At 53.2% G+C, this 23369-nt stretch carries 25 protein-coding genes and 1 pseudogene; 10 read left to right on the forward strand and 16 right to left on the reverse strand.

What is annotated here, in order from left to right:
• Positions 1 to 21 precede the first annotated feature (21 nt).
• From fba to A0129_RS03895, 5 genes and pseudogenes are all read left to right on the forward strand, one after another.
• Positions 22 to 1086 (forward strand): class II fructose-bisphosphate aldolase, encoded by a 1065-nt coding sequence (gene fba, locus A0129_RS03875; RefSeq protein WP_291712588.1) that lies wholly within the window; start codon positions 22 to 24, stop codon positions 1084 to 1086.
• An 86-nt stretch (positions 1087 to 1172) separates the two neighbouring features.
• Positions 1173 to 2070, forward strand: a pseudogene (locus tag A0129_RS03880) (phosphoribosylaminoimidazolesuccinocarboxamide synthase).
• 4 nt (positions 2071 to 2074) lie between these two features.
• On the forward strand, positions 2075 to 2596 hold the full coding sequence (purE, locus tag A0129_RS03885; protein WP_291712590.1) for a 5-(carboxyamino)imidazole ribonucleotide mutase: 522 nt from the start codon (positions 2075 to 2077) through the stop codon (positions 2594 to 2596).
• Positions 2597 to 2612: 16 nt separating this feature from the next.
• Positions 2613 to 3788, forward strand: a complete 1176-nt coding sequence (locus tag A0129_RS03890) for a 5-(carboxyamino)imidazole ribonucleotide synthase (protein WP_291712592.1) — start codon at positions 2613 to 2615, stop codon at positions 3786 to 3788.
• On the forward strand, positions 3775 to 4806 hold the full coding sequence (locus A0129_RS03895) for an L-threonylcarbamoyladenylate synthase (protein WP_291712594.1): 1032 nt from the start codon (positions 3775 to 3777) through the stop codon (positions 4804 to 4806). Before A0129_RS03890 ends, A0129_RS03895 begins: the two co-directional genes overlap by 14 nt.
• Before the next feature lie 22 nt (positions 4807 to 4828).
• On the opposite strand, the gene panD is transcribed toward A0129_RS03895, so the two are convergent.
• The 8 genes from panD to A0129_RS03935 form a co-directional block, all read right to left on the reverse strand.
• Positions 4829 to 5209 carry an aspartate 1-decarboxylase gene (gene panD, locus A0129_RS03900; RefSeq protein WP_008251515.1) on the reverse strand — a complete coding sequence of 127 codons (381 nt, stop codon included), beginning with the start codon at positions 5207 to 5209 and terminating at the stop codon, positions 4829 to 4831.
• Complete coding sequence (gene panC, locus A0129_RS03905; RefSeq protein WP_291712597.1) at positions 5209 to 6060, reverse strand: pantoate--beta-alanine ligase; 852 nt, start codon at positions 6058 to 6060, stop codon at positions 5209 to 5211. Before panC ends, panD begins: the two co-directional genes overlap by 1 nt.
• Positions 6061 to 6067: 7 nt before the next feature.
• Positions 6068 to 6898 (reverse strand): 3-methyl-2-oxobutanoate hydroxymethyltransferase, encoded by an 831-nt coding sequence (gene panB, locus A0129_RS03910; RefSeq protein WP_291712599.1) that lies wholly within the window; start codon positions 6896 to 6898, stop codon positions 6068 to 6070.
• 25 nt (positions 6899 to 6923) lie between these two features.
• Positions 6924 to 7565: a deoxynucleoside kinase gene (locus tag A0129_RS03915; RefSeq protein WP_040513349.1), complete on the reverse strand. Its 642-nt coding sequence runs from the start codon at positions 7563 to 7565 to the stop codon at positions 6924 to 6926.
• A 75-nt stretch (positions 7566 to 7640) separates the two neighbouring features.
• Positions 7641 to 8156 (reverse strand): 2-amino-4-hydroxy-6-hydroxymethyldihydropteridine diphosphokinase, encoded by a 516-nt coding sequence (gene folK / locus A0129_RS03920; protein ID WP_291712600.1) that lies wholly within the window; start codon positions 8154 to 8156, stop codon positions 7641 to 7643.
• On the reverse strand, positions 8153 to 9604 hold the full coding sequence (pcnB, locus tag A0129_RS03925; RefSeq protein WP_291712602.1) for a polynucleotide adenylyltransferase PcnB: 1452 nt from the start codon (positions 9602 to 9604) through the stop codon (positions 8153 to 8155). The genes folK and pcnB overlap by 4 nt, the downstream gene beginning before the upstream one ends.
• Positions 9601 to 10266, reverse strand: coding sequence for an HAD family phosphatase (locus tag A0129_RS03930; RefSeq protein ID WP_105027048.1), 666 nt, complete (start codon positions 10264 to 10266; stop codon positions 9601 to 9603). The genes pcnB and A0129_RS03930 overlap by 4 nt, the downstream gene beginning before the upstream one ends.
• Entirely contained in the window at positions 10247 to 10942 is a 696-nt protein-coding gene (locus tag A0129_RS03935) for a DnaA/Hda family protein (protein ID WP_291712604.1), read from the reverse strand. The genes A0129_RS03930 and A0129_RS03935 overlap by 20 nt, the downstream gene beginning before the upstream one ends.
• Positions 10943 to 11098: 156 nt before the next feature.
• Here A0129_RS03935 and purM point away from each other — a divergent pair, with 156 nt between their 5' ends.
• Positions 11099 to 12139: a phosphoribosylformylglycinamidine cyclo-ligase gene (gene purM / locus A0129_RS03940; RefSeq protein WP_105027046.1), complete on the forward strand. Its 1041-nt coding sequence runs from the start codon at positions 11099 to 11101 to the stop codon at positions 12137 to 12139.
• An 11-nt stretch (positions 12140 to 12150) separates the two neighbouring features.
• Here purM and queG read toward each other — a convergent pair whose 3' ends face one another.
• Entirely contained in the window at positions 12151 to 13236 is a 1086-nt protein-coding gene (gene queG, locus A0129_RS03945; RefSeq protein WP_105027045.1) for a tRNA epoxyqueuosine(34) reductase QueG, read from the reverse strand.
• Here queG and tsaE point away from each other — a divergent pair.
• The 4 genes from tsaE to miaA are packed head-to-tail and all read left to right on the forward strand — an operon-like array spanning position 13235 to position 17938.
• A complete protein-coding gene (gene tsaE / locus A0129_RS03950; RefSeq protein ID WP_291712606.1) occupies positions 13235 to 13720 on the forward strand; it encodes a tRNA (adenosine(37)-N6)-threonylcarbamoyltransferase complex ATPase subunit type 1 TsaE in 486 nt (161 codons plus the stop codon). The genes queG and tsaE overlap by 2 nt on opposite strands.
• Positions 13721 to 13765: 45 nt before the next feature.
• Positions 13766 to 15070 carry an N-acetylmuramoyl-L-alanine amidase gene (locus A0129_RS03955; protein ID WP_291712608.1) on the forward strand — a complete coding sequence of 435 codons (1305 nt, stop codon included), beginning with the start codon at positions 13766 to 13768 and terminating at the stop codon, positions 15068 to 15070.
• A 30-nt stretch (positions 15071 to 15100) separates the two neighbouring features.
• On the forward strand, positions 15101 to 16966 hold the full coding sequence (mutL, locus tag A0129_RS03960; RefSeq protein ID WP_291712609.1) for a DNA mismatch repair endonuclease MutL: 1866 nt from the start codon (positions 15101 to 15103) through the stop codon (positions 16964 to 16966).
• Positions 16967 to 16981: 15 nt separating this feature from the next.
• Entirely contained in the window at positions 16982 to 17938 is a 957-nt protein-coding gene (gene miaA / locus A0129_RS03965; RefSeq protein WP_291712611.1) for a tRNA (adenosine(37)-N6)-dimethylallyltransferase MiaA, read from the forward strand.
• Between the two features lie 675 nt (positions 17939 to 18613).
• Here miaA and A0129_RS03970 read toward each other — a convergent pair.
• The 7 genes from A0129_RS03970 to rplM all read right to left on the reverse strand — a co-directional run bounded on the left by A0129_RS03970 (position 18614) and on the right by rplM (position 23101).
• A complete protein-coding gene (locus tag A0129_RS03970) occupies positions 18614 to 19513 on the reverse strand; it encodes an AEC family transporter (protein ID WP_291712612.1) in 900 nt (299 codons plus the stop codon).
• A 79-nt stretch (positions 19514 to 19592) separates the two neighbouring features.
• Positions 19593 to 19943, reverse strand: a complete 351-nt coding sequence (gene erpA, locus A0129_RS03975) for an iron-sulfur cluster insertion protein ErpA (RefSeq protein ID WP_008251471.1) — start codon at positions 19941 to 19943, stop codon at positions 19593 to 19595.
• 23 nt (positions 19944 to 19966) lie between these two features.
• The gene (locus tag A0129_RS03980; protein WP_105027039.1) at positions 19967 to 20368 is read right to left on the reverse strand and encodes a polymer-forming cytoskeletal protein; all 402 of its coding nucleotides are present in this window, start codon (positions 20366 to 20368) and stop codon (positions 19967 to 19969) included.
• Between the two features lie 15 nt (positions 20369 to 20383).
• Entirely contained in the window at positions 20384 to 21100 is a 717-nt protein-coding gene (locus A0129_RS03985; protein WP_291712614.1) for a DUF6776 family protein, read from the reverse strand.
• 17 nt (positions 21101 to 21117) lie between these two features.
• The gene (gene argC / locus A0129_RS03990; RefSeq protein ID WP_291712616.1) at positions 21118 to 22161 is read right to left on the reverse strand and encodes an N-acetyl-gamma-glutamyl-phosphate reductase; all 1044 of its coding nucleotides are present in this window, start codon (positions 22159 to 22161) and stop codon (positions 21118 to 21120) included.
• A 110-nt stretch (positions 22162 to 22271) separates the two neighbouring features.
• A complete protein-coding gene (gene rpsI / locus A0129_RS03995) occupies positions 22272 to 22664 on the reverse strand; it encodes a 30S ribosomal protein S9 (protein WP_105027036.1) in 393 nt (130 codons plus the stop codon).
• 8 nt (positions 22665 to 22672) lie between these two features.
• Positions 22673 to 23101: a 50S ribosomal protein L13 gene (rplM, locus tag A0129_RS04000; protein ID WP_008251461.1), complete on the reverse strand. Its 429-nt coding sequence runs from the start codon at positions 23099 to 23101 to the stop codon at positions 22673 to 22675.
• Positions 23102 to 23369: the final 268 nt, after the last annotated feature.

The following is a 23369-nucleotide window of genomic DNA, read 5'->3' on the forward strand; positions in this document are numbered from 1 at the left end:
TTATTTTTCGGAGACTTTGAAATGCCTCTCGTATCCATGCGCCAACTGTTGGACCATGCCGCTGAAAACGGCTACGGCATTCCCGCGTTCAACGTGAACAACCTGGAACAGGTTCAGGCCGTCATGGCCGCTGCTGATGAAGTTGGCGCGCCTGTCATTCTTCAAGCCAGCGCTGGTGCCCGCAAGTACGCGGGTGAGCCATTCATCAAGCACTTGATTCAGGCGGCTGTGGAAGCATTTCCGCACATTCCGCTGGTTATGCACCAAGATCACGGCACCAGCCCCAAGGTTTGCCAGGGCGCCATTGACCTGGGCTTTGGTTCGGTCATGATGGATGGTTCTCTGATGGAAGACGGCAAAACGCCAGCTTCTTTTGATTACAACCTTGAGGTGACCCGCAAGGTGGTGGAAATGGCTCACAAGGTGGGCGTGACTGTTGAAGGTGAACTCGGTTGTTTGGGTAACCTGGAAACTGGTGAAGCTGGAGAAGAAGACGGCATTGGCGCTGAAGGCAAGTTGGATCACAGCCAAATGCTGACCGATCCAGAAGAGGCTGCCGTATTTGTCAAAGCGACTCAACTGGATGCTTTGGCCATTGCCATCGGAACCAGCCACGGTGCTTACAAGTTCAGCCGCAAACCCACTGGCGATATCCTTGCCATTTCACGCGTGAAGGAAATTCATGCCCGTATTCCAAATACCCACTTGGTAATGCACGGTTCATCGTCGGTGCCCGCAGAATTGCTGGCCATCATCAATCAGTACGGTGGCAAAATGAAGGAAACCTACGGTGTTCCCGTAGAGGAAATTCAGGAAGCCATCAAGTATGGTGTGCGCAAAATCAATATTGACACCGATATTCGTCTGGCCATGACCGGCGCAGTGCGTAAGTTTTTGTTCGAGAACCCCGACAAATTCGACGCGCGTGAGTGGCTGAAACCCGCGCGTGAAGCGGCCAAGCAAATTTGTAAGCAGCGTTACATGGAGTTTGGTTGTGAAGGGCAGGGCGCGAAGATCAAACCAGTTGCCATGAGCGAAATTGCACAGAAATATGCCAAGGGCGAACTCGCGCAAATCGTTCAGTAAACAGCCAGAAAAAGCCTGTAGAAGCTCACGCGGGCTAAGCCCCGCGTGTTTTATTTTTAAAGCCTGAATCCCAAGAGGCCATTTGAATGAGTACTGTGTTTGAAACCAAGCTGACTTCCCTGCCTTTGCTGCACCGAGGCAAGGTTCGGGAAAATTTTTCCGTTGGCGACGACAAAATGTTGATTGTGGCCAGTGACCGCCTGTCCGCATTCGATGTCATTCTGGACCAACCCATCCCCGAGAAAGGCATGGTGCTGACCCAGATGGCCCAGTTCTGGTTCGACATTCTGGCTGATGTGGTTCCCAATCATCTGACTGGAGTAGCTCCCGAAACAGTGGTGTCGGCCGAAGAAGCACCGCAGATCAAGGGACGTTCCATGGTCGTCAAAAAAACTGAAAGCTTTGCCAATCGAGGCGGTGGTACGTGGCTACCTGATTGGTTCTGGCTGGAAAGACTACCAGGCCACAGGTGCCGTGTGTGGCATCAAATTGCCTTCTGGTATGCAAATGGCTGCCAAGCTGGATGAACCAATTTTCACGCCAGCCACCAAGGCCGCCATGGGTGAGCATGATGAGAATATCGACTTCGACACCATGAGCGATGTAGTTGGCCGTGACCTAGCCCAACAAATTCGTGACGTATCGATTGCCTTGTACACCAAGGCCAGCGATTATGCCGCACGCCAGGGCATTATTATTGCGGACACCAAATTTGAATTTGGTCTCGATGAAAACGGTACCTTGACCCTGATGGATGAGGTGTTGACCGCCGACTCTTCGCGTTTTTGGCCAGCCGACCAATATCAGGTGGGTGTTTCGCCACCCTCTTACGACAAACAGTTTGTACGCGATTACCTTGAAAGCGTACCGGGCTGGAACAAAAAGGCACCAGCGCCTACACTTCCACAAGACATCATTGACAAAACAGCGGCCAAGTATCGACAAGCCTATGAAATTTTGACTGGCCGCCTTTGGATTGGATAAGCAAATGACCGAAGCCACACACATGCACACCTCCGACCATCCCAAAGTGGGTGTAGTCATGGGTTCCTCTTCCGACTGGGAAGTGATGAAAAACGCCGTGCAGGTGCTGCGCGATTTTGGAGTGGATTATGAAGCCCGTGTGGTTTCAGCTCACCGTATGCCTGATGAAATGTTTGCTTACGCGGAGACAGCAGCCACCCGCGGCATTCAGGTCATTATCGCCGGTGCTGGTGGTGCGGCCCACCTGCCCGGCATGCTGGCGGCCAAAACAATTGTGCCGGTGATGGGTGTGCCAGTTCCCTCGAAGTACCTCCGTGGTGAAGACTCACTGTTGTCGATTGTCCAAATGCCCAAAGGCATTCCAGTGCACACCTTCGCGATTGGTGAGGCGGGTGCGGCCAATGCCGCTTTGGGGGCTGTCGCTATTTTGGCCTTGACCGACACTGAACTAAACCAGAAATTGCAGGAGTTTCGCGTAAGCCAGTCGAATGTGGCCCGTGAAATGGAACTGCCTCCTTTGCGTTGATTCTTAAGCCAAACACATGAGCAAGATCGAATTCAAAACAGCTAAACCTGGCCAGTGGCTAGGCCTGTTGGGTGGTGGCCAGTTGGGCCGCATGTTCTGCATGGCAGCGCAAAGCATGGGGTATCGCGTGTTGGTGCTGGATCCCGCCGCCAACGGCCCCGCTGGTTCCGTGGCTGATGATCAGGTGCTTGCCGATTACCTCGACGATCAGGGCTTGGCGCGCTTGGCCCAGCGTTGTGTGGGTGTCACCACCGAGTTTGAGAACGTACCTGCTTTGGCGCTCGACACCTTGTCCAAAAGCATTCCTGTGAGTCCATCAGCGTTTTCAGTGGGTGTTGCGCAAAACCGCATTGAAGAAAAAGCGTACATCACTGGTTGCGGCGTGCCAGTTGCACCCCATGCGGCCATTCGCAGCATGGCCGACATCACCGCTGATTTGGAGCACTTGCTGCCGGGTATCGTGAAAACGGCCCGTTTGGGTTATGACGGCAAGGGTCAGGTTCGTGTGAAAACGCTGGACGAGGTACGAAAGGCTTTTGCCGATTTGAATGAGGTGGACTGCGTCCTTGAAAAACGCCTTAACCTTCAAAAAGAAATGTCAGTGATTGTCGCCCGCGATCACAAGGGTGAATGTGCGACGTTTCCTGTGGCGGAAAATCACCATCGCAAAGGTATCCTCGCTACAACCATTGTGCCAGCCCGCATCGATGAAGCCATGGCCGCTCAAGCACGGGCCAATGCTATTTCAATTGCCGGGGCACTTGATTACGTGGGGGTGCTGTGCGTCGAGTTTTTTGTGGTCGATGATCTTGGCTTGGTGGTCAATGAAATTGCACCGCGCCCGCACAACAGCGGGCACTATTCGATTGACGCCTGTGTCACTTGCCAGTTTGAACAACAGGCTCGCGTGCTTGCCGGGCTGCCATTGGGCGACACTCGCCAGCACAGCCCCGCCGTCATGGTGAACCTGCTGGGTGACCTTTGGTATGGCGAAGATGGCAGCATTCGTGAACCTGCCTGGGAAAAGGTATTGGCCATTCCCGAGGTGAAGCTGCACCTGTATGGCAAGGAACAAGCCCGGGTAGGGCGCAAAATGGGCCACATCACGGTGATTGCAGAAACCCTCGACCGTGCCCTGGCGGTTGCACAAGAAGTTAGAGACATTCTTGGCATTGGCGATGACGACGACTGATTCCGGCAGACCTCACTTGCATGCCGCGCTGCTGGATCCAAGTGATATTCACATTCAGCGTTGCGCTCAGGCGCTTCAAAGCGGCGAGTTGGTCGCTTTCCCAACTGAAACCGTGTTTGGCTTGGGTGCAGCTGTTTCTCAGCTGGGCGCTATTGAAGGCATTTTCAAGGCGAAGGGGCGACCCTCAGAACACCCGCTGATTGCCCACGTGGCCCCCGGTGCCGATTTAACCGGCTGGGTGGCTGAATTGACCGCTACGATGCACAAGTTGATGAATGCGTTCTGGCCTGGTCCACTCACTTTGGTGGTCCCCAAAGGCGAGCGCATGCCTTTCGAAGTGACTGGCGGGCAGACTTCAGTGGGGATTCGCTGTCCTTCGCACCCGGTTGCAATTAAGCTGTTAAAAGCCACTGGTGTGCCGGTGGCAGCACCCTCGGCCAATCGGTTTGGCAAGGTCAGTCCCACTCGAGCAAGCCATGTGTTGGCTGAGCTTGGCGACCGAATTCCGTTTATTCTGGATGGTGATGTGCCTGAGGTAGGTATTGAATCGACCATTGTTTCATTGTTGGAAGATCAGCCTGCCATACTGCGGCCTGGCGCCATTACCGCTGAGCAAATAGAGGCAGTGTTGGGCGTGCCTGTGAAAAGTCACGGCGAGGTATCCAAAACTCCAAATTCCAATCCGCGGGTTTCCGGTGCGCTTGAAAAACACTACAGCCCTGATGCCAAGGTGTGGGTATTACCGGCTGGCGAATTAGCTGCCTTGGAATTGCAGAATAAAACCTTGTGTGTGGGTTGGACCGATGAATTTCTGGCGCAGGCCGATGCACTGAGAGAAAAGTTCGGGGAAGTGCTGGTTGAAGCCTTGAGTGACAAACCTGGCGAAGTCGCCAAGGCGCTTTACGCCACTTTGCGTCAGGCCGATGAACTGGCGTGCAGGCAAGTATTGTTTGAAAAGCCTGGGCAAACCCCGGATTGGGAAGCGGTCAATGATCGCTTGAAACGCGCTTCCGCCTGAGTTACCACACTGCTTGGTTTAATCACATTTGCTGGGTTGGAATGTGCCCGCGTTGCTCGGCAATCACATTGTTGTCATCCACAAACACCAGCTTGGGCTGAAATGTTTTGCATTCCTGATCATCCAGCGTGCCGTAGGCCGCAATAATTACCAAATCACCCTTTTGGGCACGGCGTGCAGCTGCACCGTTCAGGGAAATCATGCCGCTCCCGCGTTCGCCCTTGATGGCATAAGTTGAAAAACGCTCGCCATTGTCAATCACGTAAATGTCGATGCGCTGAAATTCAATAATGCCTGACGCCTCGAGAAGATTTTCATCAATCGCGCAAGAACCTTCATAGTGCAGTTCGCAGTGGGTTACTTTGGCTCGGTGTATTTTTCCGAGCAACATCTCACGATGCATCAGTCAATCTCCAGATTGTCGATCAGGCGGGTTTGACCCAGCTTGGCCGCGGCCAGTATAACCAGCGGCGTTTGATCGGACAGGTTTTCATCGGTGGGGCGTTGCAGGTCTGATTGCCTGCGTACCTCAAAATAATCGGGCTTCCAGCCACGGTTCGCCAGTGTATCGGCGCAAACGCGCTCCAATTGTACCAACTGGTCCAAATTCGGGCGACCCGATTTTACCTGATTCGAGAGATCATTCAAAAGTCGATACAAAAATGGCGCTTCGGCACGATCTTTCTCATTCAGGTAGCGGTTGCGCGACGAAAGGGCCAAACCGTCCTCGGCCCGTACCGTGGGGGCTGCAATAATTTCGATCGGCATGGCCAGCTGGGCCACCAGGCGCCGAATAATCATCAGTTGCTGATAGTCTTTCTTGCCAAATACGGCCACTTTTGGCTGGACGCAGTTAAACAATTTGGTAACTACAGTACAGACGCCCTCAAAAAAGCCAGGGCGAAATTCACCTTCCAGCGTGCCACCCAGATCGTCTGGCGGCTTTACTCGATAATCCTGTGGCTCGGGGTAGAGGTCGCGCTCGGTGGGCGCAAACATGACATACACCTGTTCCTTCTCAAGTTTTTCCGCGTCCTCCTGCATGGTACGCGGGTACTTGTCGAAATCCTCATTCGGGCCAAACTGCAAGCGGTTTACAAACACACTCGCTACAACCGGGTCGCCGTGTTTGGCAGCAATTCGCATCAGGGACATGTGGCCCTCGTGCAAATTGCCCATGGTGGGCACAAAAGCCACGCGGTTTTGGCCACGCAGTTGATCGCGCAGTTCGGAAATTGAAGAAATCTGTCTCATCAAATACTCAGAATGTGTGTTCTGCTGTGGGGAAGGATTTGTCTTTCACGGCAGACACATAGGCCTGCACAGCAGCTTGAATCGAGGGCTGATTATCCATGAAATTGCGTACAAACTTCGGTTTTTTGCCCGGAAAAACATTCAACATGTCGTGTAGTACCAAAACTTGTCCGTCACAATCAACCCCAGCGCCAATGCCGATGGTGGGTACTGAGAGGCTTTTGGAAATGTCGGCCGCAAGTTTGCCCGGAATCAGTTCGAACAGCACCATTTGGGCGCCAGCCTCCTGCATGGCTTTGGCATTGGTTTTCAGAGTTTTCGCGGCTTTGGCATCGCGGCCTTGCACGCGATAACCGCCCAAGGCGCTGACCGATTGCGGCGTCAGGCCCAAATGGGCACACACTGGGATGTCTCGTGTGGTCAGGTATTCCACTGTCGGAGCCAGCCATGCAGTGCCTTCAAGTTTCACCATGTTTGCGCCTGCTGCCATCAGTTTGGCGGCATTTCGATAGGCCTGTTCTACGCTTTCCTGGTAGCTGCCAAACGGCATATCAGCCACCACAAATGCATTTTTATTGCCTGCGGCCACACAGCGCGTGTGGTATTCCATCATGTCCATGGTCACAGGCAAGGTGCTAGGCATCCCGGCCAATACCATACCTAGTGAATCACCAATTAGTAAAACATCCACCCCGCTGGCATCGAGCACGCTGGCAAAGCAGGCGTCATAGCAGGTCAGCATGGCGATCTTTTCCTGATTTTTTTTCATCTCAAGCAACGTGGGCAAGGTAACAGCCTTGCGGGTGCTGCCAGCAGTAGCTTGGGGTTGTGCGCTCATGGTGTGCTCTCGTGAGGGGTAGGTGTTACTCAGACCAGTTGAAAAACTCGCGTCGACCTTTCATCCCGTCAATCTGGTTTAACAGCAAATCAAAGTCTTCGGAATGGTCAACAGGATTTAAATGCTCGGTGTTCACAATTAACAGTGGCGCGTCGTCATAGTGGTAAAAAAACCGACTATAGGCATCACTCAACTGCGACAAATAGGCCTCGGTGATATTCACCTCATAGGGCGTTGCGCGTTTTTGTACCCGTTCAATGAGTGCTTGCGGCGAGGCTTGCAGGTAAATCACCAAATCAGGCACGCTGGTTTGTGGGCTCTGGTGCTGATAAATTTGCTGGTATAGCTTCAGCTCTTCTTCGTCCAGTGTCAGGCTGGCAAACATGCGGTCTTTTTCCAGCAGAAAGTCGCTGACCACCATGTTTTCGAAAAAGTCCCGCTGGGTTAAATCCCTCAGCTGCCCAATTCGCTGAAACAGAAAAAACAGTTGAGTGGGCAGGGCGTAACGGGCGGGTTCTTGGTAAAACTTCTCAAGAAAGGGATTGTCTTCAGGTTTCTCAAGCAACAGCTCTGCTTGAAATCGCTGGGCGATCAGTCGGGCCAGCGAGGTTTTTCCCACGCCGATGGGGCCTTCAATCACGATGTGGCGATACTTTTCTGACAACAAGTTTTATTCTCCGATCGGTGGCTTACGCGCGGCCTCAGTGTAGCGCAGGGGTGAGGCTGGTATTGGAAAAAAAGTTCAAATTGCCTTGACGATCTGGTCCAGCGTGCCGGGCAGATGGTTTTTTGCCAGACCCAGGCGGGGTATCACAATTTCGGGGTTTAACTGCAACAACGGCTCCAGTACAAAGCGCCGCAAATGCATACGGGGGTGTGGCACTGTCAGTTGTGGAGTGTTAACGGTTTCCTGACCAAACAAGAGCACATCAACGTCGATGGGCCGAGGGGCATTGCGCGTGGTACGAATGCGCCCTAATTGTGCCTCGATTGTCATGCATTCATGTAACAGTTGCTCAGCACTCCCTCTCCACATCAATTCCAGCACGGAGTTCACATAGTTCGGACCTGTGGCATCGACTGGGGCACTTTCGAACCGCAGCGATTCTCGCACCGCTTGCGCGCAAGCATGGGTCCGGAAATACTCGAAGACTTCGTCGAATAGGGTCATGGGATGTCCCAAGTTTCCACCCAAACCCAGGTAGCACAGCCTGTGGTCTGTTGCCGGGTTCAATGCATGGCTCACTGTGTGGTTCACTCGCCCTGCAGTCCCTGGCCGTGGCCGGGCGTACTTCCACCGGATTTTGGCTTTCTTCGCCGACGTTTTTTCTTGACTGTCCCATCGGTACCTGCAGGTGTTCCACGCAGGGCGTCCAGCATGTTTTGGCGGTTGTTGACATCGCCATCGCTGAATTCGCGCCACCATTCAGCCAATTCAACATCGGCGTCTACATCGCCCACCATGGCACGCAATTCATAGAAATCGAGAGATGCCCGGAATTTCTGTTGCTCCAGCATGCGGAATGGCGCCTTGCCGGCACGTTTTTCGAAACGTGGTTGAAATGCCCAAATTTCACGCATGTCGCCGGTTAGGCGACGCGGAATGGCCGTGCGCTCGGCCTGTTCGGCCAGCACATCGTCCATCGCTGCAAACAGTGCCGGAAATTTCAGTTCCCCCTGTTCTAATTTTTTCTCCCAGTTTTCAAGCACCAAATGCCACAACAAGCAGGCAAACAGGAAGCCCGGGCTGAGTGGCTTGCCTTCTTTTACGCGTTTGTCGGTGCGGGCCAAAGCCTCGGTCAGGAAGGGTTCCCCGCGTTGGTGTTCCAGAATTGCATCGAGCAAGGGAAACACTCCATGATGCAATCCAGCTTCCCGCAAGCCTTTCAGGCAGGCCATGGCCGAGCCGCTCATCAGCAGCTTCAGCATTTCATCAAACAGGCGCGAGGCGGGCACATTGCGCAGCAAGTCAGACAACTCGGCGATGGGCGCGTAGGTGGCTGGTTCAATCTCGAAATTCAGTTTGGCTGCAAAACGCACCACACGCAGCATTCGAACCGGGTCTTCGCGGTAGCGCAGGCTTGGCTCCCCAATCATGCGCAGCACGCGCGCGCGCAGGTCTTCCATGCCATGGTGGTAGTCCCACACGGTTTCCGTGCTGGGGTCGTAGTACATGGCGTTGACGGTGAAGTCGCGTCTTGAGGCGTCTTCGTCTTGCCGACCGAATTCATTGTCGCGCAGCACCCTGCCATGCTCATCTTTCTCATTGCTAGCACTGGCCAAGGCTCTGAAAGTTGAGGTTTCAATGGTTTCAGGGCCAAACATCACATGCACAATTTGAAATCGCCTGCCAATGACCCGTGCGCGGCGAAACAGCCGCTGGGTTTGCTCAGGGCTTGCGTCAGTGGCCACGTCGAAGTCTTTGGGACGCATGCCCAAGAGCAAATCGCGCACAGCGCCGCCCACAACAAATGCCTTGTAACCCTTACTTTGCAAGGTTTCGCAAACACGAATCGCATTGTGGCTGACCAGGCGGCGATCAATTTTGTGCTCGGCTACACCCCATACCTTGGGTTTGTGCACGCCGTAGCTTGCTTTCACTTTCTTGGGCGTCCCCAGGTTCAAGTGAGCAGCAGGAGGCCCCGGGGTTTCACGCCCCAGCGTGGCTGGCTTGGAAAACATTCGTTTGAACAGTTTCTTGATCATTTGAACAACTCAAGGACAGGCCAGCCGCGTGTTTGTGCAATTTCAGCCAGTTTGTTGTCGGGGTTTGCCGCAACCGGGTGGCTCACGCATTCCAGAAGGGGCAGGTCGTTGATGGAGTCACTGTAAAAGTAACTGCTCTCAAAGCTGCTCAAAGTCCAGTTCTTCGCGGCCAACCACTCGTTCAGTCTGGTCACTTTGCCCTCCCTGAAACTGGGCACACCAGTGACCTTGCCTGTGTATTCACCATCGACCAATTCAGGTTCGGTAGCGATCAGGGCTTCAATTCCAAATGCCTGTGCAATTGGTTGGGTAATAAAGCTGTTGGTGGCCGTAATGATCACGCACACGGCATTGTCCGCCTGGTGCTGTTTTACCAGCTCAATTGCGCTTGGTTTCAAGTTGGGTCGAATGACTTCAGCCATGAACTCATGGTGCCAAGCCGCCAGTTGTGCACGTTTGTTGTCGCGCAGCGGGCGCAATTGAAAGTCCAAAAACTCGTCGATGTTCAGTGTACCTGCCTTGTAGTCTGCAAAAAACTGATTGTTGCGCGCCTCAAATTCGGCCCGGTCCAGTACACCTTTGTTGATGAGGAATTGCGACCATCCATGGTCAGAGTCAATGGGCAACAGGGTGTTGTCCAGGTCAAACAGTGCGAGTTTCATATTCTCGAATTACCAGACTTTCTCGTCGTTTCATCCAGTGGCGCAGCAAATTCACGCTCACTGGTTTTTGTTGTTCAAGGGAAAAGCGATCCAGCCCGTCCATCACCGCCATTAGCGAGCCCATGTCACGCTGGAAATAGCGAAGTGCATACTCAATCACTTCTTCGCTCAACTGCAGGCCCCTCGACTTCGCCGTGGCTTGCAGTGCGGCATGTTTTTCCTGATCGCTCAGGGGGTGCACCCGCAAGCACAAGCCAGCTTCAATGCGTGTGCGCAAGTCATCACGCAGTTTCAGTTCGGTGGTGGGGTGCTCAGCCGCCAATACGATTTTACTGGGTTTGCTCTCGGCCATGCTTGAATTGAACGCATTGAACAATTGCACCTGGGAGTATGGGGTCAGGCGGTCAATGTCGTCGATCACCAAGGCCTGTTCGCCGGGCTTGAACACAAAGCGATTGCCGCCGGCAAGCACATTCACTCCCAGTTGACTGGCCACGCCCCGCAGCAAATGACTTTTTCCGCAACCTGAAGGTCCGTACATGTATACAAACGGACTGGTTCCCTTCATTTGGATCAGTTCTCGCAGTTCATGCACAAGTTGCCCGTTCTGCCCAACCAGAAAGTTGGACAGTGTCGGCCTAGGCGGCGTGAACACATCGAGAAGCAACTGTTGCATGGGCATTGCCAAAGCGGGGGGAATCGAGCAGCCCCCAATAATACCCTTGAATGACACTTTTTACGCCCTGTCTCGGTTAAAATACAACCACTCGCGCTTGTGGCCATAAACCTGAAGCAAGCAACCCAGCACCACAATTTTTCGGACCGAATTTCAATGAATTCTCCCTTGACCTACAAAGACGCCGGCGTTGATATGCAAGCCGGTGATGATCTGGTTGACGCAATCAAACCTATGGCAAAGCGCACCATGCGCCCAGGAGTGCTGGCTGGTATTGGCGGTTTTGGCGCCATGTTCGAAGTACCCAAGGGGTACAAGGAACCTGTGCTTGTCTCCGGTACGGATGGTGTGGGTACCAAGTTGCGTTTGGCCTTTGAGTGGAACATTCACAATACCGTGGGTATTGATTTGGTGGCCATGAGTGCCAATGATATTTTGGTGCAAGGCGCAGAGCCCCTTTATTTTCTCGATTACTTTGCGTGCGGCAAACTTGACGTTAAAACAGCCGCAAGCGTAGTGGGCGGTATTGCTTATGGTTGTGAACAGGCGGGTTGTGCGCTCATTGGTGGTGAAACCGCCGAAATGCCAGGCATGTATCCCGACGGTGAATATGACTTGGCTGGTTTTGCGGTAGGCATTGTTGAAAAATCCGAAATTCTGGATGCCAGCAAGGTGAAGGCCGGCGATGTGATCTTGGGCCTCGCGTCCAATGGCATTCACTCCAATGGTTTTTCGCTGGTTCGAAAAATTCTGGAACGTGCCCAACCCGATTTAAACCAGCTTTGTGATGGCATGCCTTTGCGCGAGGCCATCATGGCACCAACCCGCATGTATGTGAAGCCTGTGCTTGAGTTGATCAAGAAGGTGCCGGTTCATGCGCTGGCTCACATCACTGGTGGTGGTTTGGTCGAAAACATTCCACGTGTGTTGCCCGACAATTTGGTGGCCGAGCTCGACCGTGGTACTTGGCCAGAAACAGAGCTGTTCAAGTGGTTGCAGCAAAACGGTCAAGTGCCGTTTGATGAAATGAACCGCGTCTTCAACTGCGGCATCGGCATGGTTGTGGTGCTGCCGGCAGAACAAGCCAAGGCTGCAATCGATTTGTTAAGCGCAGCGGGTGAAAAGGTGTATCAAGTGGGCGCGGTTCGCCCGCGTGTTGAGGGCGAAGCACACACCATTGTTCGCCCAGCAAAATAAGTGTTCACTGATTAATCAAGCCGGGATAAAGCCCAGTCGATGTGTTCCATCAGGAATGCATCGGCGCTTGAGCGCATTTCGAGCAGTGCCTCACGCATTCCTATAACACCTACACTATTGCCGGCAGCCACGGCCAAATTTCGTCTAAACCGCCTGTAGCCAATACGGCGAATGGCGCTGCCCTCGGTTATTTTTAAAAACTCCTCCTCGGTCCAGCGCATCATGGCAAACCAGTCGGGTTTATCAAACTCGGCGCGCGGATTGAAGTCGGCGTACTGCGCGGGTTTGGCGAATTTGTTCCACGGGCATGCCAGTTGGCAGTCGTCGCAACCATAAATTCGTGTACCCACGAGCGGGCGAAGTTCAAGGGGTATTTCGCTGTCGTGTTCAATGGTCAGGTAAGAAATGCACAACCGGGCATCCACCTGGTAGGGTTTTACAATTGCGCGGGTAGGGCAGGCTGTGATGCAGCTGGTACACGTACCACAGTGGTTTTTGCCAAATTCACCACTCAAAGGCAAAGGCATGTTCGTGAACACTTCACCTAAAAAAAACAGGGAGCCTTCCTCGGGGTGAATAAGTAAAGTGTGTTTGCCTCGCCAGCCCAAGCCAGCCTTGCGTGCAATTTCGACTTCAGCGGTGGGAGCGCTGTCCACAGCGACACGAAACCCGAATCCACCTACCTCGGAATTCACAGCAGCGGCGAACCGTTTCAGACGCTGCCGTATTACTTTGTGGTAATCACGTCCACGCGCATACAAACTCACATAGGGTTTGTTGCGGACTTCGATTTCCATCAGGGTTTTCTCGGTGAATGTCGTCGCATCAGGCTGGTTCAGCGTTGTTTCAGGCACGTAAGGCACACGCAGTGATACGATTCGAATCGCACCGGGAAACAGGGTGTCTGCATTCAGGCGATTTAGTCCGTGGCGCTCCATGTAGGCCATTTCGCCATGCATGCCCTGGTTTAGCCAGGCTTGCAAATGTGGCTCACAGGCCTGCAAATGGGTGTCGCTGACACCCATGCAGCCCAAACCCTGTGCTTTGGCCACACGTTGCAACAATGCCCAGTTCTCTTGTTCTTGATGAGCCTGCATGAAAACTTATACCCGCTATTTACCCGACGACGCCGCAACCCACAGTGTAGGGGAAAAGCTAGCCAAACTTGCGCAAGCGCCGCTTCGCATCTACCTGTCAGGCCCCTTGGGTGCAGGCAAAACAGCATTGGTGCGGGCGTTTTTGCGGGCCTTGGGAGTGAAGGGTGCAGTTAAAAGTCCCAGCTATGCGTTGGTAGAACCTTACAATTTCTCGAATTATTCTGTGTATCACTTTGATTTTTATCGATTCTTCGATCAAAATGAATGGGAGGAGTCCGGATTTCGTGATTACTTCGAGGAAAATGCCATTTGTTTGGTCGAATGGCCTGAGAAGGCTGGTGGCCTGCTTCCTCGAGCGGATCTCGAAATTCAGCTCAGTTATCACCAGCAGCCAGGCCAGGAAACCACTGGGCGAAGCATTGAGGTGAAAGCCCTGTCGGTATATGGGCAGCACTTGGTTGAACAACTGAACGAACAACAATAGCCTATGAATTCGCGTCGCGATTTGTTGAAAACCGTTGGAGCAGGAATGCTTCTGAAACTGATGCCTGTGGGCGCTTTTGCTGCTGACCAGGTTAAGTTTGTCGATGTACGCCTGTGGCCCGCTGATGAATACACCCGGGTTACGTTAGAGCACGCGGGCGCGATCAAGTACAAACACTTCCTGATTGAGAATCCGTGGCGCATGGTGATCGATTTGCTTGACATGCGACTCGACAACACGCTGAAAGACCTCACCAGTCGCCTGCATCCCGAAGACCCTTATGTGCAACAAATTCGGGTCGGACAATACGATGCGAACACTGTGCGACTGGTGTTCGATCTGAAGGCGGAAGTCAAACCAGAAATTTTCACGATTGATCCAATCGCCGAGTATCAAAATCGGTTTGTCGTGGATTTTTACCCCAAGAATCCGGCAGATCCATTGCTGGCTTTGCTAAAAAAGTCGGATGACCCGGCGATGCGAGAGGACGAAATTTCTCGTGCGCTGCGCTTGGCGGAATCGGAGACCAGTGGCACTTTAAAGCTGGAAGGTGTCACTCCTGAAAAAGGCGGGAGTAAAACCGAAGTTGCCAAGGCACAGCCCAATGCACCTGTTGAGAAGAAGCCGTCTCCAGAACTGAGACGAATGATCACGGTTGCGATCGATCCAGGGCATGGCGGTGAAGACCCTGGTGCAGTTGGCAAAGGGGGCACTTACGAAAAAAATGTGGTGTTGGCCATCAGCAAAAAACTGAAGGCAGAAATTGACAAAATGCCGGGCATGCGGGCCATGTTGACTCGCAACGGTGACTTTTTTGTACCTTTGAATACACGTGTGCAAAAGGCCCGCAGCGTCAATGCTGACTTGTTTGTTTCTGTGCATGCAGATGCCTTTATTCGTCCCACTGCGGGCGGATCGTCGGTGTATGTTCTATCCGAACGAGGCGCTACAAGCACTGCTGCGAAGTGGATCGCCAACAAGGAGAATGCCTCGGATTTGATCGGTGGGGTCAATATCAAAGGCACTGATTCGCAATTGGCTCGCGTTCTGCTCGATTTGTCGACCACCGCTCAAATCAATGACAGCTTGAAGTTGGGCGATGCCGTTCTCGGCAATTTGGGCAAGGTGAATCGATTGCACAAGCCGCGTGTGGAACAGGCGGGGTTTGCCGTACTGAAGGCGCCTGATATTCCATCTATCCTGATTGAAACGGCCTTCATCAGCAATCCGGATGAAGAGAAAAAACTGGCCAACCCGGCCCATCAACAGGAATTGGCTGAAGCGATCGCCAAGGGTATTGCAAATTACTTCGCCAAGAACCCTCCTGTCGCCCGCACTCCCCTGACCTAAACCGGGCGCGCTGCCACTTATAATGAGTGGATGAACCACCGCCCGATATCCCTGTTGCCCGATGTATTGATCAGCCAAATTGCCGCAGGCGAAGTGGTTGATCGTCCAGCGTCAGTTGTTAAAGAACTGCTTGAGAATGCTTTGGATGCGGGTGCGTCGGAGATCACCATTCGCATTGATGGTGGCGGTATTCAACGAATTTGCATTCAGGACAACGGCAAAGGCATACCCAAAGACGAGCTCGAGTTGGCGGTCACACGTCATGCCACTTCAAAAATTCAATCGCTAAGTGAGCTTGAAAGTGTGATGAGCCTCGGCTTTCGAGGAGAGGCTTTGGCCTCAATTGCTTCAGTAAGTCAGTTTACGCTGAGCAGTTATCCGAAAGGTCAGGAATGCGCATACAGCATCAGTAACCAAAGTGGGCGCTGGCTTGTCGAGCCCTCATCGGCAAGCCCTGGTACCACGGTCGATGTGCAATCGCTTTACTTCAGTACACCCGCACGCCGCAAGTTCCTGAAAACAGAGCAAACTGAATTTTTTCAGTGTCTGGACGTCGTTAAACGCATGGCTTTGGCCAACCCCTCGGTCACCTGGCTGGTGTATCGGGATGGCAAATTACAAAGCCGTTTTCAGGAAAGCAGCTGGAGTGCTCGGGTCTTCAGCATTCTCGAAACCATGGCCAATGGTGCCTCCAAGCCAATTGACGTCCAAACTGCCGATATGCAATTGCATGGTGCGGTTGGCCTGCCTGACGCAGCCCGTGGAAAAGGCGATATGCAGTTTTTCTACGTCAATGGCCGCTTTGTGAAAGACAAACTGATTGGGCATGCGGTCCGGTCAGCCTATGAAGATGTACTTCATGGCGACAAATTTCCCGCCTTTGTGCTTTTTTTGAATTTACCCGCCAATGAGGTGGATGTGAATGTGCACCCCGCGAAAACAGAGGTGCGATTCCGAAACGCGCGGGCAGTGCATCAATGGGTGCGTCAATCGATTCAGGCCTGTCTTGCTCCTTCCAGGGCTGTCGCTCCTCTCAGTGATTCGTCCGCAAGTGTGGAGGTCGGGGCACCTTCTGTCGTCACACCCTCCGTGTCAGGCAATGGCAATGTGTGGAGAGCGTCCAGCGCTTCCCCGCCAGTGGTTCAGGTTCAAGCAAAAAGTGCAGCGCTTCCTTTCCTGCGGGAGGAGCTTGCCGATTATATTCAAGCCTATCGCCCGATTGAATCCGCGCCGCGTCCTGCCGTAATTACGCCGCGACCCTTGGTGCAAGAAAGCCAGCAAAGCCAGGCAGCCGATCATGCAGAATTGTCTGAGTATTTGGGACAGGCGATTGCGCAGGTACACGGTATTTACATTCTCGCTTTGCGTCCCGATGGCATGGTGGTGGTCGATATGCATGCAGCCCACGAGCGTGTTCTCTATGAGCAGTTCAAGAATGCGCTGGACAATCAGCAAACCATCTCTTCCCAAGAGTTACTTGTGCCTCTGTTGGTACAAATTGATCCTCGCCTAGCCAGTGAAGTCGACAATGGTCAGCACCTTTGGGAAAAACTGGGTTTTCGCTTGAGTCTCATTTCAACTCAGGAAATCGCGGTGCGCGCCGTGCCCACCATGTTGGCGGGTCAGGATTTGTCTGCATTGCTGCAACAGTGGCTTGAAGACTTGCACCAGTACGGCGTGGCGCATGTGCTTGAACGCCAGCGCAATGAATGGCTGGCTGGCTTGGCCTGCCACACCGCAGTGCGTGCAAACAGAAAGCTCACCGTACCTGAAATGAATGCGCTATTGCGTTCCATGGAGCGCACCGAGCGGTCGGATCAATGCAACCATGGCCGGCCCACATGGCGTCATTTCAGTTTGTCTGAAATGGACAAGTGGTTTTTGCGCGGCCAATAGAGCACAGGGGGGGCTTTGAATCACGTGAGCATCGGCACTATTCCAGCCCTGGCTGTACTTGGGCCCACGGCATCGGGCAAGTCTGCCTTGGGCTTGTGGATGGCCGATCAGGGGTTCCCGATAGAAATTATCAGTCTCGACTCGGCACTGGTGTTTCGGGACATGAACATCGGAACCGCCAAGCCCACCCCTCAAGAACTGGCTTTGGTGCCGCACCACTTAATCGATCTCATCACACCAAGCGACACTTTCAGCGCCGCTGAGTTTGTCGTTCAATGCCATGCGCTGATTGCGGATATCCGTGCGCGAGGCAAAGTGCCTGTTATTTTGGGCGGCACCATGATGTATTACAAAACGCTGATCAGTGGCATGGACGACCTTCCTGCCGCCAATCCTGAAATTCGCCAGGCCATTGAACAACATGCCTTGGAGCAGGGCTGGCCCGCCATTCACGCTCGCCTCGCCGAGGTAGACCCCCTTACAGCCCAGCGCTTAAAGCCCAATGACTCCCAGCGTTTGCAGCGCGCGCTGGAGGTTTTTCAAATTACCGGCCAGCCACTTTCAAGCTTTCATCAGCGGGATCAGCAGGCCGATTTGCAAATTCCCACCCTGGCTATCGAACTGTCTGACCGGTCTGTCCTGCACAAGCGCATTGAGTCTCGTTTTCTGAACATGCTGGAGCAGGGCCTCGTAGAAGAGGTCATCGAGCTTCGTCACAATTACGTGTTGGATGACAGCATGCCCTCGATGCGTTGTGTCGGTTACAGGCAAGTGTGGGAGCATTTGCACGGCCATTGCACACGGCAGGAAATGATAGACCGGGGTGTCGCTGCTACACGCCAATTGGCCAAGCGGCAAATAACGTGGCTGCGTTCAACCTCCAACAAAGAAGTAGTTGACCCGTTGCAGTCCAATTGGCTTCAAACCGTGAAACCCTGGATACAAAATCAGATCGAGGCTTTGTTGCCTTGATGGCTCGTCGCAGCTGTTTCTTGCCAACCTGGCATGGGTTGCCTGTGTTGCACTGGACTGGTTTATTGGGAACTGAGCTTGAAGGGTCGCCGTTCGTTGCGGTTATTTGCTCAACTCGGCGTGGGTACCTTGTATCGCACTGGACTGGTTTGTTGAGAGCTGAGCTTGCAGGGTCACCGCTGCCCGAAAACTTGGCATTTCGGCTTGTCGTCTTGAGCCTGCACTAAGCCAAGCCATCCAAAAGTAACGGTCGGGTCTTGGCTTTCGCGCCAGGGCGCGATCGTTAGTCTCGGCGCACCAAGCCGGCAAGTTTTCTGACTGGTCATCGTGCGACCCATTGCAAGTTCAGCTCCGAGTCACCGCTGGCGCAACGCCCAGTCGGCGGCGGTGTTTCGATCGCCTCGCCTTCAAGAAAACCTGCCCTTGCGTGCCGAGCTGGGCCGGTGTCGCCCAATATGGGCGACAGAGAACGGACCCGACCCGCAGTTTAGGAGGGCCGTTCTCAGGCATCGCGAGGCTCAGCAAGGGAGAAACAGGTTTTCTGGCGAGAGATCGGAACCCAAGCCGATTGGGTGATAAACCAGCACCGAGAGACCAGAACCCAAGCCGATTGGGCGATGAACCAGCACCGAGAGACCGGAACCCAAGCTAAGCGGGCCCAACAAACAAGCTTTATTACAAGGGGAAACGCTGCGCCAGCCCAAACACCAAAGGCAAGGTTATAGCAGCCCCCACCGTCGACATCGAAATGAGACAAGCCACCAGTGGTGCATTTCCGCCCATGCGCGCCGCCAGAATATAGGCACTCGATGCAGAGGGAATGGCAGAGAATACCAGCAGCACCATGGTCTGTTCTTGCCCAAGCCCGGTGAAGTGAGCGTAAAGAACCGCCACCAAAGGTGACACCAACAGTTTCACAAATAGCCACCAAACCGATACCGGCCAATTGCCTTTCAAGCCGGAGAATACCAAGCCCGCCCCTACCGCCAGCAGGCCCAGCGACACCGCTGCTTGTGCCAATCGCTCTAGAGTCAGCATGACCGGTTCAGGCACCTGCAAGCCCATCAATTTCGCTGCAATCCCAAGGCAGGTCCCAATAATCAGCGGATTTCTAAGAATATCCACAAACGCGCTCAAACGACCGCCTTTGCTCATGGTGCCCACGGCCAATACATTACACAGTGGCACACCCAGCGCCAGCAAAATCGCAATATTGGCCACCGCCGATTGGCCACCCAAGCGACTGGCCAAAGCCAAACCAATGTAGGAGTTAAACCGGTACGCCGTTTGCAGGCCTGATGCAAAGTCCACGCGCCCCATATTGCTGAAGAGCAATCCTGACCAGCCCAGCAAAAATGCCGTGAATATGACTACAGGCCCACCCAGAGCAAAAGCCCCAACTGTGTTCACGTCAAAATTGCTCGACACCACCGAGAAAAAAAGCAGGCATGGAAACAACACAAAGTAAACCAGTTTTTCTATGGTGACCCAGGCGGCAGGCGCCATCCAGAAACGGCGCAGCAAGTAGCCCAGGGCGATGATTGCGAAATCAGGGAAAAGAAGTAGTGGGGACAATTGTTTGCGTGTGGTGTTTTGTCATTGAGCCAATAAAAAACCCACCCGAGGGTGGGTTATTGTTGATGTCGTAACTGTTTTAAACAGAGAACGAGGAGCCGCAACCGCATGTAGTGGTCGCATTTGGGTTCTTGATCACGAACTGCGCGCCGTTAATGTCTTCTTTGTAATCAATTTCGGCACCAGTCAGGTACTGGTAGCTCATGGAGTCGATCAACAAAGTTACGCCGCCTTTGTCCAAGGCCGTGTCGTCTTCATTCACGTCTTCATCGAAAGTAAAACCGTACTGGAAACCGGAACAGCCACCACCTTGCACGAATACGCGCAGTTTCAGGTTGGGGTTGCCTTCTTCATTGATCAGGTCGCGCACTTTGGCCGCGGCTGAGTCAGTGAAAACCAATACGCTGGGTTGTTCTGTAGTTACGTCCATCTTGTCCTGCCTTTTTGCTGGAATTACTTGCTTGAAGCCAAGGCCAGCTTACCTGGCATCACTTCTTCGCTCTCATGGTGCAAGGTACCGTCTACGACCGCACCTGGATGCATCTCCAATGCCCTATATCTTACGTCACCCGAGACATTTGCGGAAGGGTGTAGCTCCAGAAGCTGATTGGCTTCGATCGGACCTTCGATCAGGCCACTGACTACGACATGCCCAACGCGCACGCTGCCTCGTACCTTGCCGGTTTCGGAAATCACCAGCAGTGACTGTGCGCTTTCGTCTGCAATCACATTGCCGTCCACTTCGCCATCAATGCGCAGGCCGCCTTTGAAGCGCAAATCGCCTCTAAGAATCATGTCTGCGCCCACCAGGCTTTGGATTGGCAGCAGCCGCTTTGTATTTTTTTTCGAGAACATGCTTTTAAAACCCCTTCAAAGTTTGATGGTGGACTGCGCGCGAATAGCGCCTGCTTCCAGAATTCTCATTTCAACGCTTTGCAATCTGCTGCCCTCGGGAAGGGAAAACATGCCCGATACCCTTGAAAAACGAGTCAGTTTGATTTTGAACTGGGGGTCTTCGGAAGATTCAGCGTTCGGTAAAACTATGACACTGGATTCCCCTTTGTTCAACACTTTAATCAACACCTGTACATTCAATGTCACCTCGGGGCGCTGGCTACCCTGGATCACGAGTGCTTTATAACGGTATTGATCCGGAACCGTGTCTTTGTTCACTTGAAGCCGCTTGAGTGAAATGGCGCCCTGAAGGCTTCCAGGTATGAATCCTTCAAAAAACGCCAAATCCTCTTTCAATTTCGCATTCTCAGATTCAAGATTCGTAATTAGGAGGTTGAGTTTGCTGCGGGCCTCTTTGTCCAGTTTTACCAATTCATTGGTACGGGATATTTCGTCTTGAAGTTCTGCTGTCTTCGTTTGAAGTTCAGTCAGTTGCTCATTGAGCACCTCAATTTCCTGGGTTGAGAAAAGTTTTTGAATGGCGTTGTCTGCAGGACCCCACATTGCGTAAGCCGCACAGACCCCAAGAACGGACAGGCCAAGCAGCAGGCCATAAGCGAACGCAAACCGGGATGAACGTTGCACTCCTGGTAACAGGGTTCGACGTGAATGATGGGTTTTCTTGGGGTTCAAACCGGGAAATCCTTACATTAGGGTGCCAGTGGCAGTTGCTCCAGCCCAATATGCTCTGGCAAATCGAACATCACATTCATGGCCTGAACAGCCTGTCCAGCCGCACCCTTCACCAGGTTGTCGATCACCGAGACGATCACCAGCGTGTCGCGACCTTGTGGGCGGTGCAGTGCGATGCGCACAAAATTGGAGCCGCGCACGGATTTGGTCTCAGGCAGTGAGCCTTTGGGCATCACATCCACAAAGTATTCGCTGGCATAGTGCTGTTCATACAAAGATTGAATATCAGTGCTTTTGCCCAGATCGTTTAATCTCACATAGGTGGTGGCCAAAATACCACGCACCATAGGCACCAAATGTGGCGTGAAGGTAATTTGGGTTTTTCGGCCCGAAATCAATTCAAGGCCTTGCTCAATTTCTGGCAAGTGGCGGTGTCCACTCACACCGTACGCTTTAAAACTTTCAGCCGCCTCAGAGAACAAAGAGCCCACCGCTGCTTTGCGACCTGCGCCGGACACGCCCGATTTGCAATCCGCGACAATGCTGTTTTCGTCGATCAAAGGCGTTGGCCCACTGATCAGAGGCTTGAGAGCCAACTGCACGGCAGTGGGGTAGCAACCCGCCAAGCCCACGAGTTTCGCTTTTTTGATTTCCGCACGCGCCGATTCAACCAAGCCGTAGCAGGCTTGGCCCAGCAGGTCTGGCTCGGAGTGAGGCATGCCGTACCATTTCTCGAATTCGGCGGTGTCTTTCAGGCGAAAGTCTGCTCCCAAATCGATGACGCGAATGCCGGCATTCACCAGTTCAGCCGATTGGGCCATGGCCACACCATGTGGCGTGGCGAAGAACACCACATCGCAATCCTTTAAAGACTCAAAGGTAGGTTCTGTGAAGGCAATGTTCACGCGTTTGCGCAGTGCTGGAAACATGTCTGCGACCGGCTGTCCGACCTCGCCGCGGGAGGTGATGGCTTTCAGTTCAGCCTGCGGGTGCAGGGCCAAAAGGCGAAGAAGTTCAGAGCCTGTGTAACCGGTTCCGCCAACAATGCCTACCTTGATCATGATTATTCCTTGCGCTGAAAAGAAAAAAAGCCGCACATTTGTGCGGCTTTCGATTGTAACCCAGCTGGGAGGGCTGCTGGGTGTAAACGATATGACAGCTTGGTGCTGGTTTATCGCTTGGAGAACTGCTTGCGACGACGCGCGCCACGCAGACCCACTTTTTTACGTTCAACTTCACGAGCGTCACGAGTAACCAGACCTGCTTTGGACAGAGTTGGCTTCAGTTCGGCGTCGAAGTCAATCAGGGCACGTGTCAGGCCGTGGCGAACTGCGCCAGCCTGGCCAGTTTCGCCGCCGCCGCGCACGTTTACCTTGATGTCAAAAGTTTCAACGTTCTCGGTCAGTACCAAGGGTTGACGAGCAACCATCTGGCCTGTTTCACGAGCGAAGTATTCAGTCAAAGGCTTGCCGTTCACGATGAACTGGCCAGTACCTTTCTTGATAAAAACACGGGCCACTGAGCTTTTGCGGCGACCGGTTCCGTAATTGTATTCACCAATCATGGTTCACCTCAGATTTCAAGTGGCTTGGGTTGTTGTGCGGAATGCGGGTGCTCGGCCTCAGCGTAGATCTTCAATTTCTTGATCATCGCGTAGCCCAGAGGACCTTTTGGCAACATGCCTTTCACAGCTTTCTCCAGCGCGCGGCCAGGGAAGCGTTCCTGCATCTTGTCAAAGTTCGTTTCGTAAATACCGCCTGGGTAACCAGAGTGGCGGAAATACTTCTTGTTCAGGCCTTTGGTGCCTGTAACGCGCAATTTACCGGCATTTACAACAACAATGAAGTCGCCTGTGTCGATGTGCGGTGTGAATTCAGGTTTGTGCTTACCACGGAGGCGGCGTGCAACTTCACTGGCTACACGTCCCAACACCTTGTCGGTGCCGTCGATCACAAACCACTCTTGTTTAACCTCACCGGGTTTCGCTGAGTAGGTTTTCATGATTTTTCCTTAAAGATAAAAAAGTGCTTTTTACCTGTCTCCCTACTTGTACATGCAGCCAGCAATTAATATGCCGGTCTGCAGCCGAAGGGCTCTCCCAACAGGTAACCCGCAATTTTAGCAAAGTTTTTTGCTTTCGGTTAAACTTTTTTGGATGTTGGATAAAAAAAACCCAAGCACTGTGAGGTGCTTGGGTTTAATCCACCAAAGGAGGAGGGTGGAGGAGACAATCTTGCACCTGAGTGAAACTCTGCGACCCGTGGTACGT

Source organism: Limnobacter sp. CACIAM 66H1, from assembly GCF_001601825.1.
Lineage (GTDB): Bacteria > Pseudomonadota > Gammaproteobacteria > Burkholderiales > Burkholderiaceae_B > Limnobacter.

Excerpts from the sequence above, each read along its gene's own strand:
- queG (WP_105027045.1), bottom strand. The coding sequence starts at position 13,236 with ATGCAGGCTCATCAAGAACAAGAGAACTGGGCATTGTTGCAACGTGTG.
- panB (WP_291712599.1), bottom strand. The coding sequence starts at position 6,898 with ATGAGCGCACAACCCCAAGCTACTGCTGGCAGCACCCGCAAGGCTGTT.
- purM (WP_105027046.1), top strand. The coding sequence starts at position 11,099 with ATGAATTCTCCCTTGACCTACAAAGACGCCGGCGTTGATATGCAAGCC.
- purE (WP_291712590.1), top strand. The coding sequence starts at position 2,075 with ATGACCGAAGCCACACACATGCACACCTCCGACCATCCCAAAGTGGGT.
- A0129_RS03935 (WP_291712604.1), bottom strand. The coding sequence starts at position 10,942 with ATGCAACAGTTGCTTCTCGATGTGTTCACGCCGCCTAGGCCGACACTG.
- erpA (WP_008251471.1), bottom strand. The coding sequence starts at position 19,943 with ATGGACGTAACTACAGAACAACCCAGCGTATTGGTTTTCACTGACTCA.
- fba (WP_291712588.1), top strand. The coding sequence starts at position 22 with ATGCCTCTCGTATCCATGCGCCAACTGTTGGACCATGCCGCTGAAAAC.
- mutL (WP_291712609.1), top strand. The coding sequence starts at position 15,101 with ATGAACCACCGCCCGATATCCCTGTTGCCCGATGTATTGATCAGCCAA.
- rplM (WP_008251461.1), bottom strand. The coding sequence starts at position 23,101 with ATGAAAACCTACTCAGCGAAACCCGGTGAGGTTAAACAAGAGTGGTTT.
- pcnB (WP_291712602.1), bottom strand. The coding sequence starts at position 9,604 with ATGATCAAGAAACTGTTCAAACGAATGTTTTCCAAGCCAGCCACGCTG.
- rpsI (WP_105027036.1), bottom strand. The coding sequence starts at position 22,664 with ATGATTGGTGAATACAATTACGGAACCGGTCGCCGCAAAAGCTCAGTG.
- A0129_RS03930 (WP_105027048.1), bottom strand. The coding sequence starts at position 10,266 with ATGAAACTCGCACTGTTTGACCTGGACAACACCCTGTTGCCCATTGAC.
- panC (WP_291712597.1), bottom strand. The coding sequence starts at position 6,060 with ATGAGACAGATTTCTTCAATTTCCGAACTGCGCGATCAACTGCGTGGC.
- A0129_RS03895 (WP_291712594.1), top strand. The coding sequence starts at position 3,775 with ATGACGACGACTGATTCCGGCAGACCTCACTTGCATGCCGCGCTGCTG.
- panD (WP_008251515.1), bottom strand. The coding sequence starts at position 5,209 with ATGCATCGTGAGATGTTGCTCGGAAAAATACACCGAGCCAAAGTAACC.
- A0129_RS03890 (WP_291712592.1), top strand. The coding sequence starts at position 2,613 with ATGAGCAAGATCGAATTCAAAACAGCTAAACCTGGCCAGTGGCTAGGC.
- argC (WP_291712616.1), bottom strand. The coding sequence starts at position 22,161 with ATGATCAAGGTAGGCATTGTTGGCGGAACCGGTTACACAGGCTCTGAA.
- A0129_RS03980 (WP_105027039.1), bottom strand. The coding sequence starts at position 20,368 with ATGTTCTCGAAAAAAAATACAAAGCGGCTGCTGCCAATCCAAAGCCTG.
- A0129_RS03955 (WP_291712608.1), top strand. The coding sequence starts at position 13,766 with ATGCTTCTGAAACTGATGCCTGTGGGCGCTTTTGCTGCTGACCAGGTT.
- tsaE (WP_291712606.1), top strand. The coding sequence starts at position 13,235 with ATGAAAACTTATACCCGCTATTTACCCGACGACGCCGCAACCCACAGT.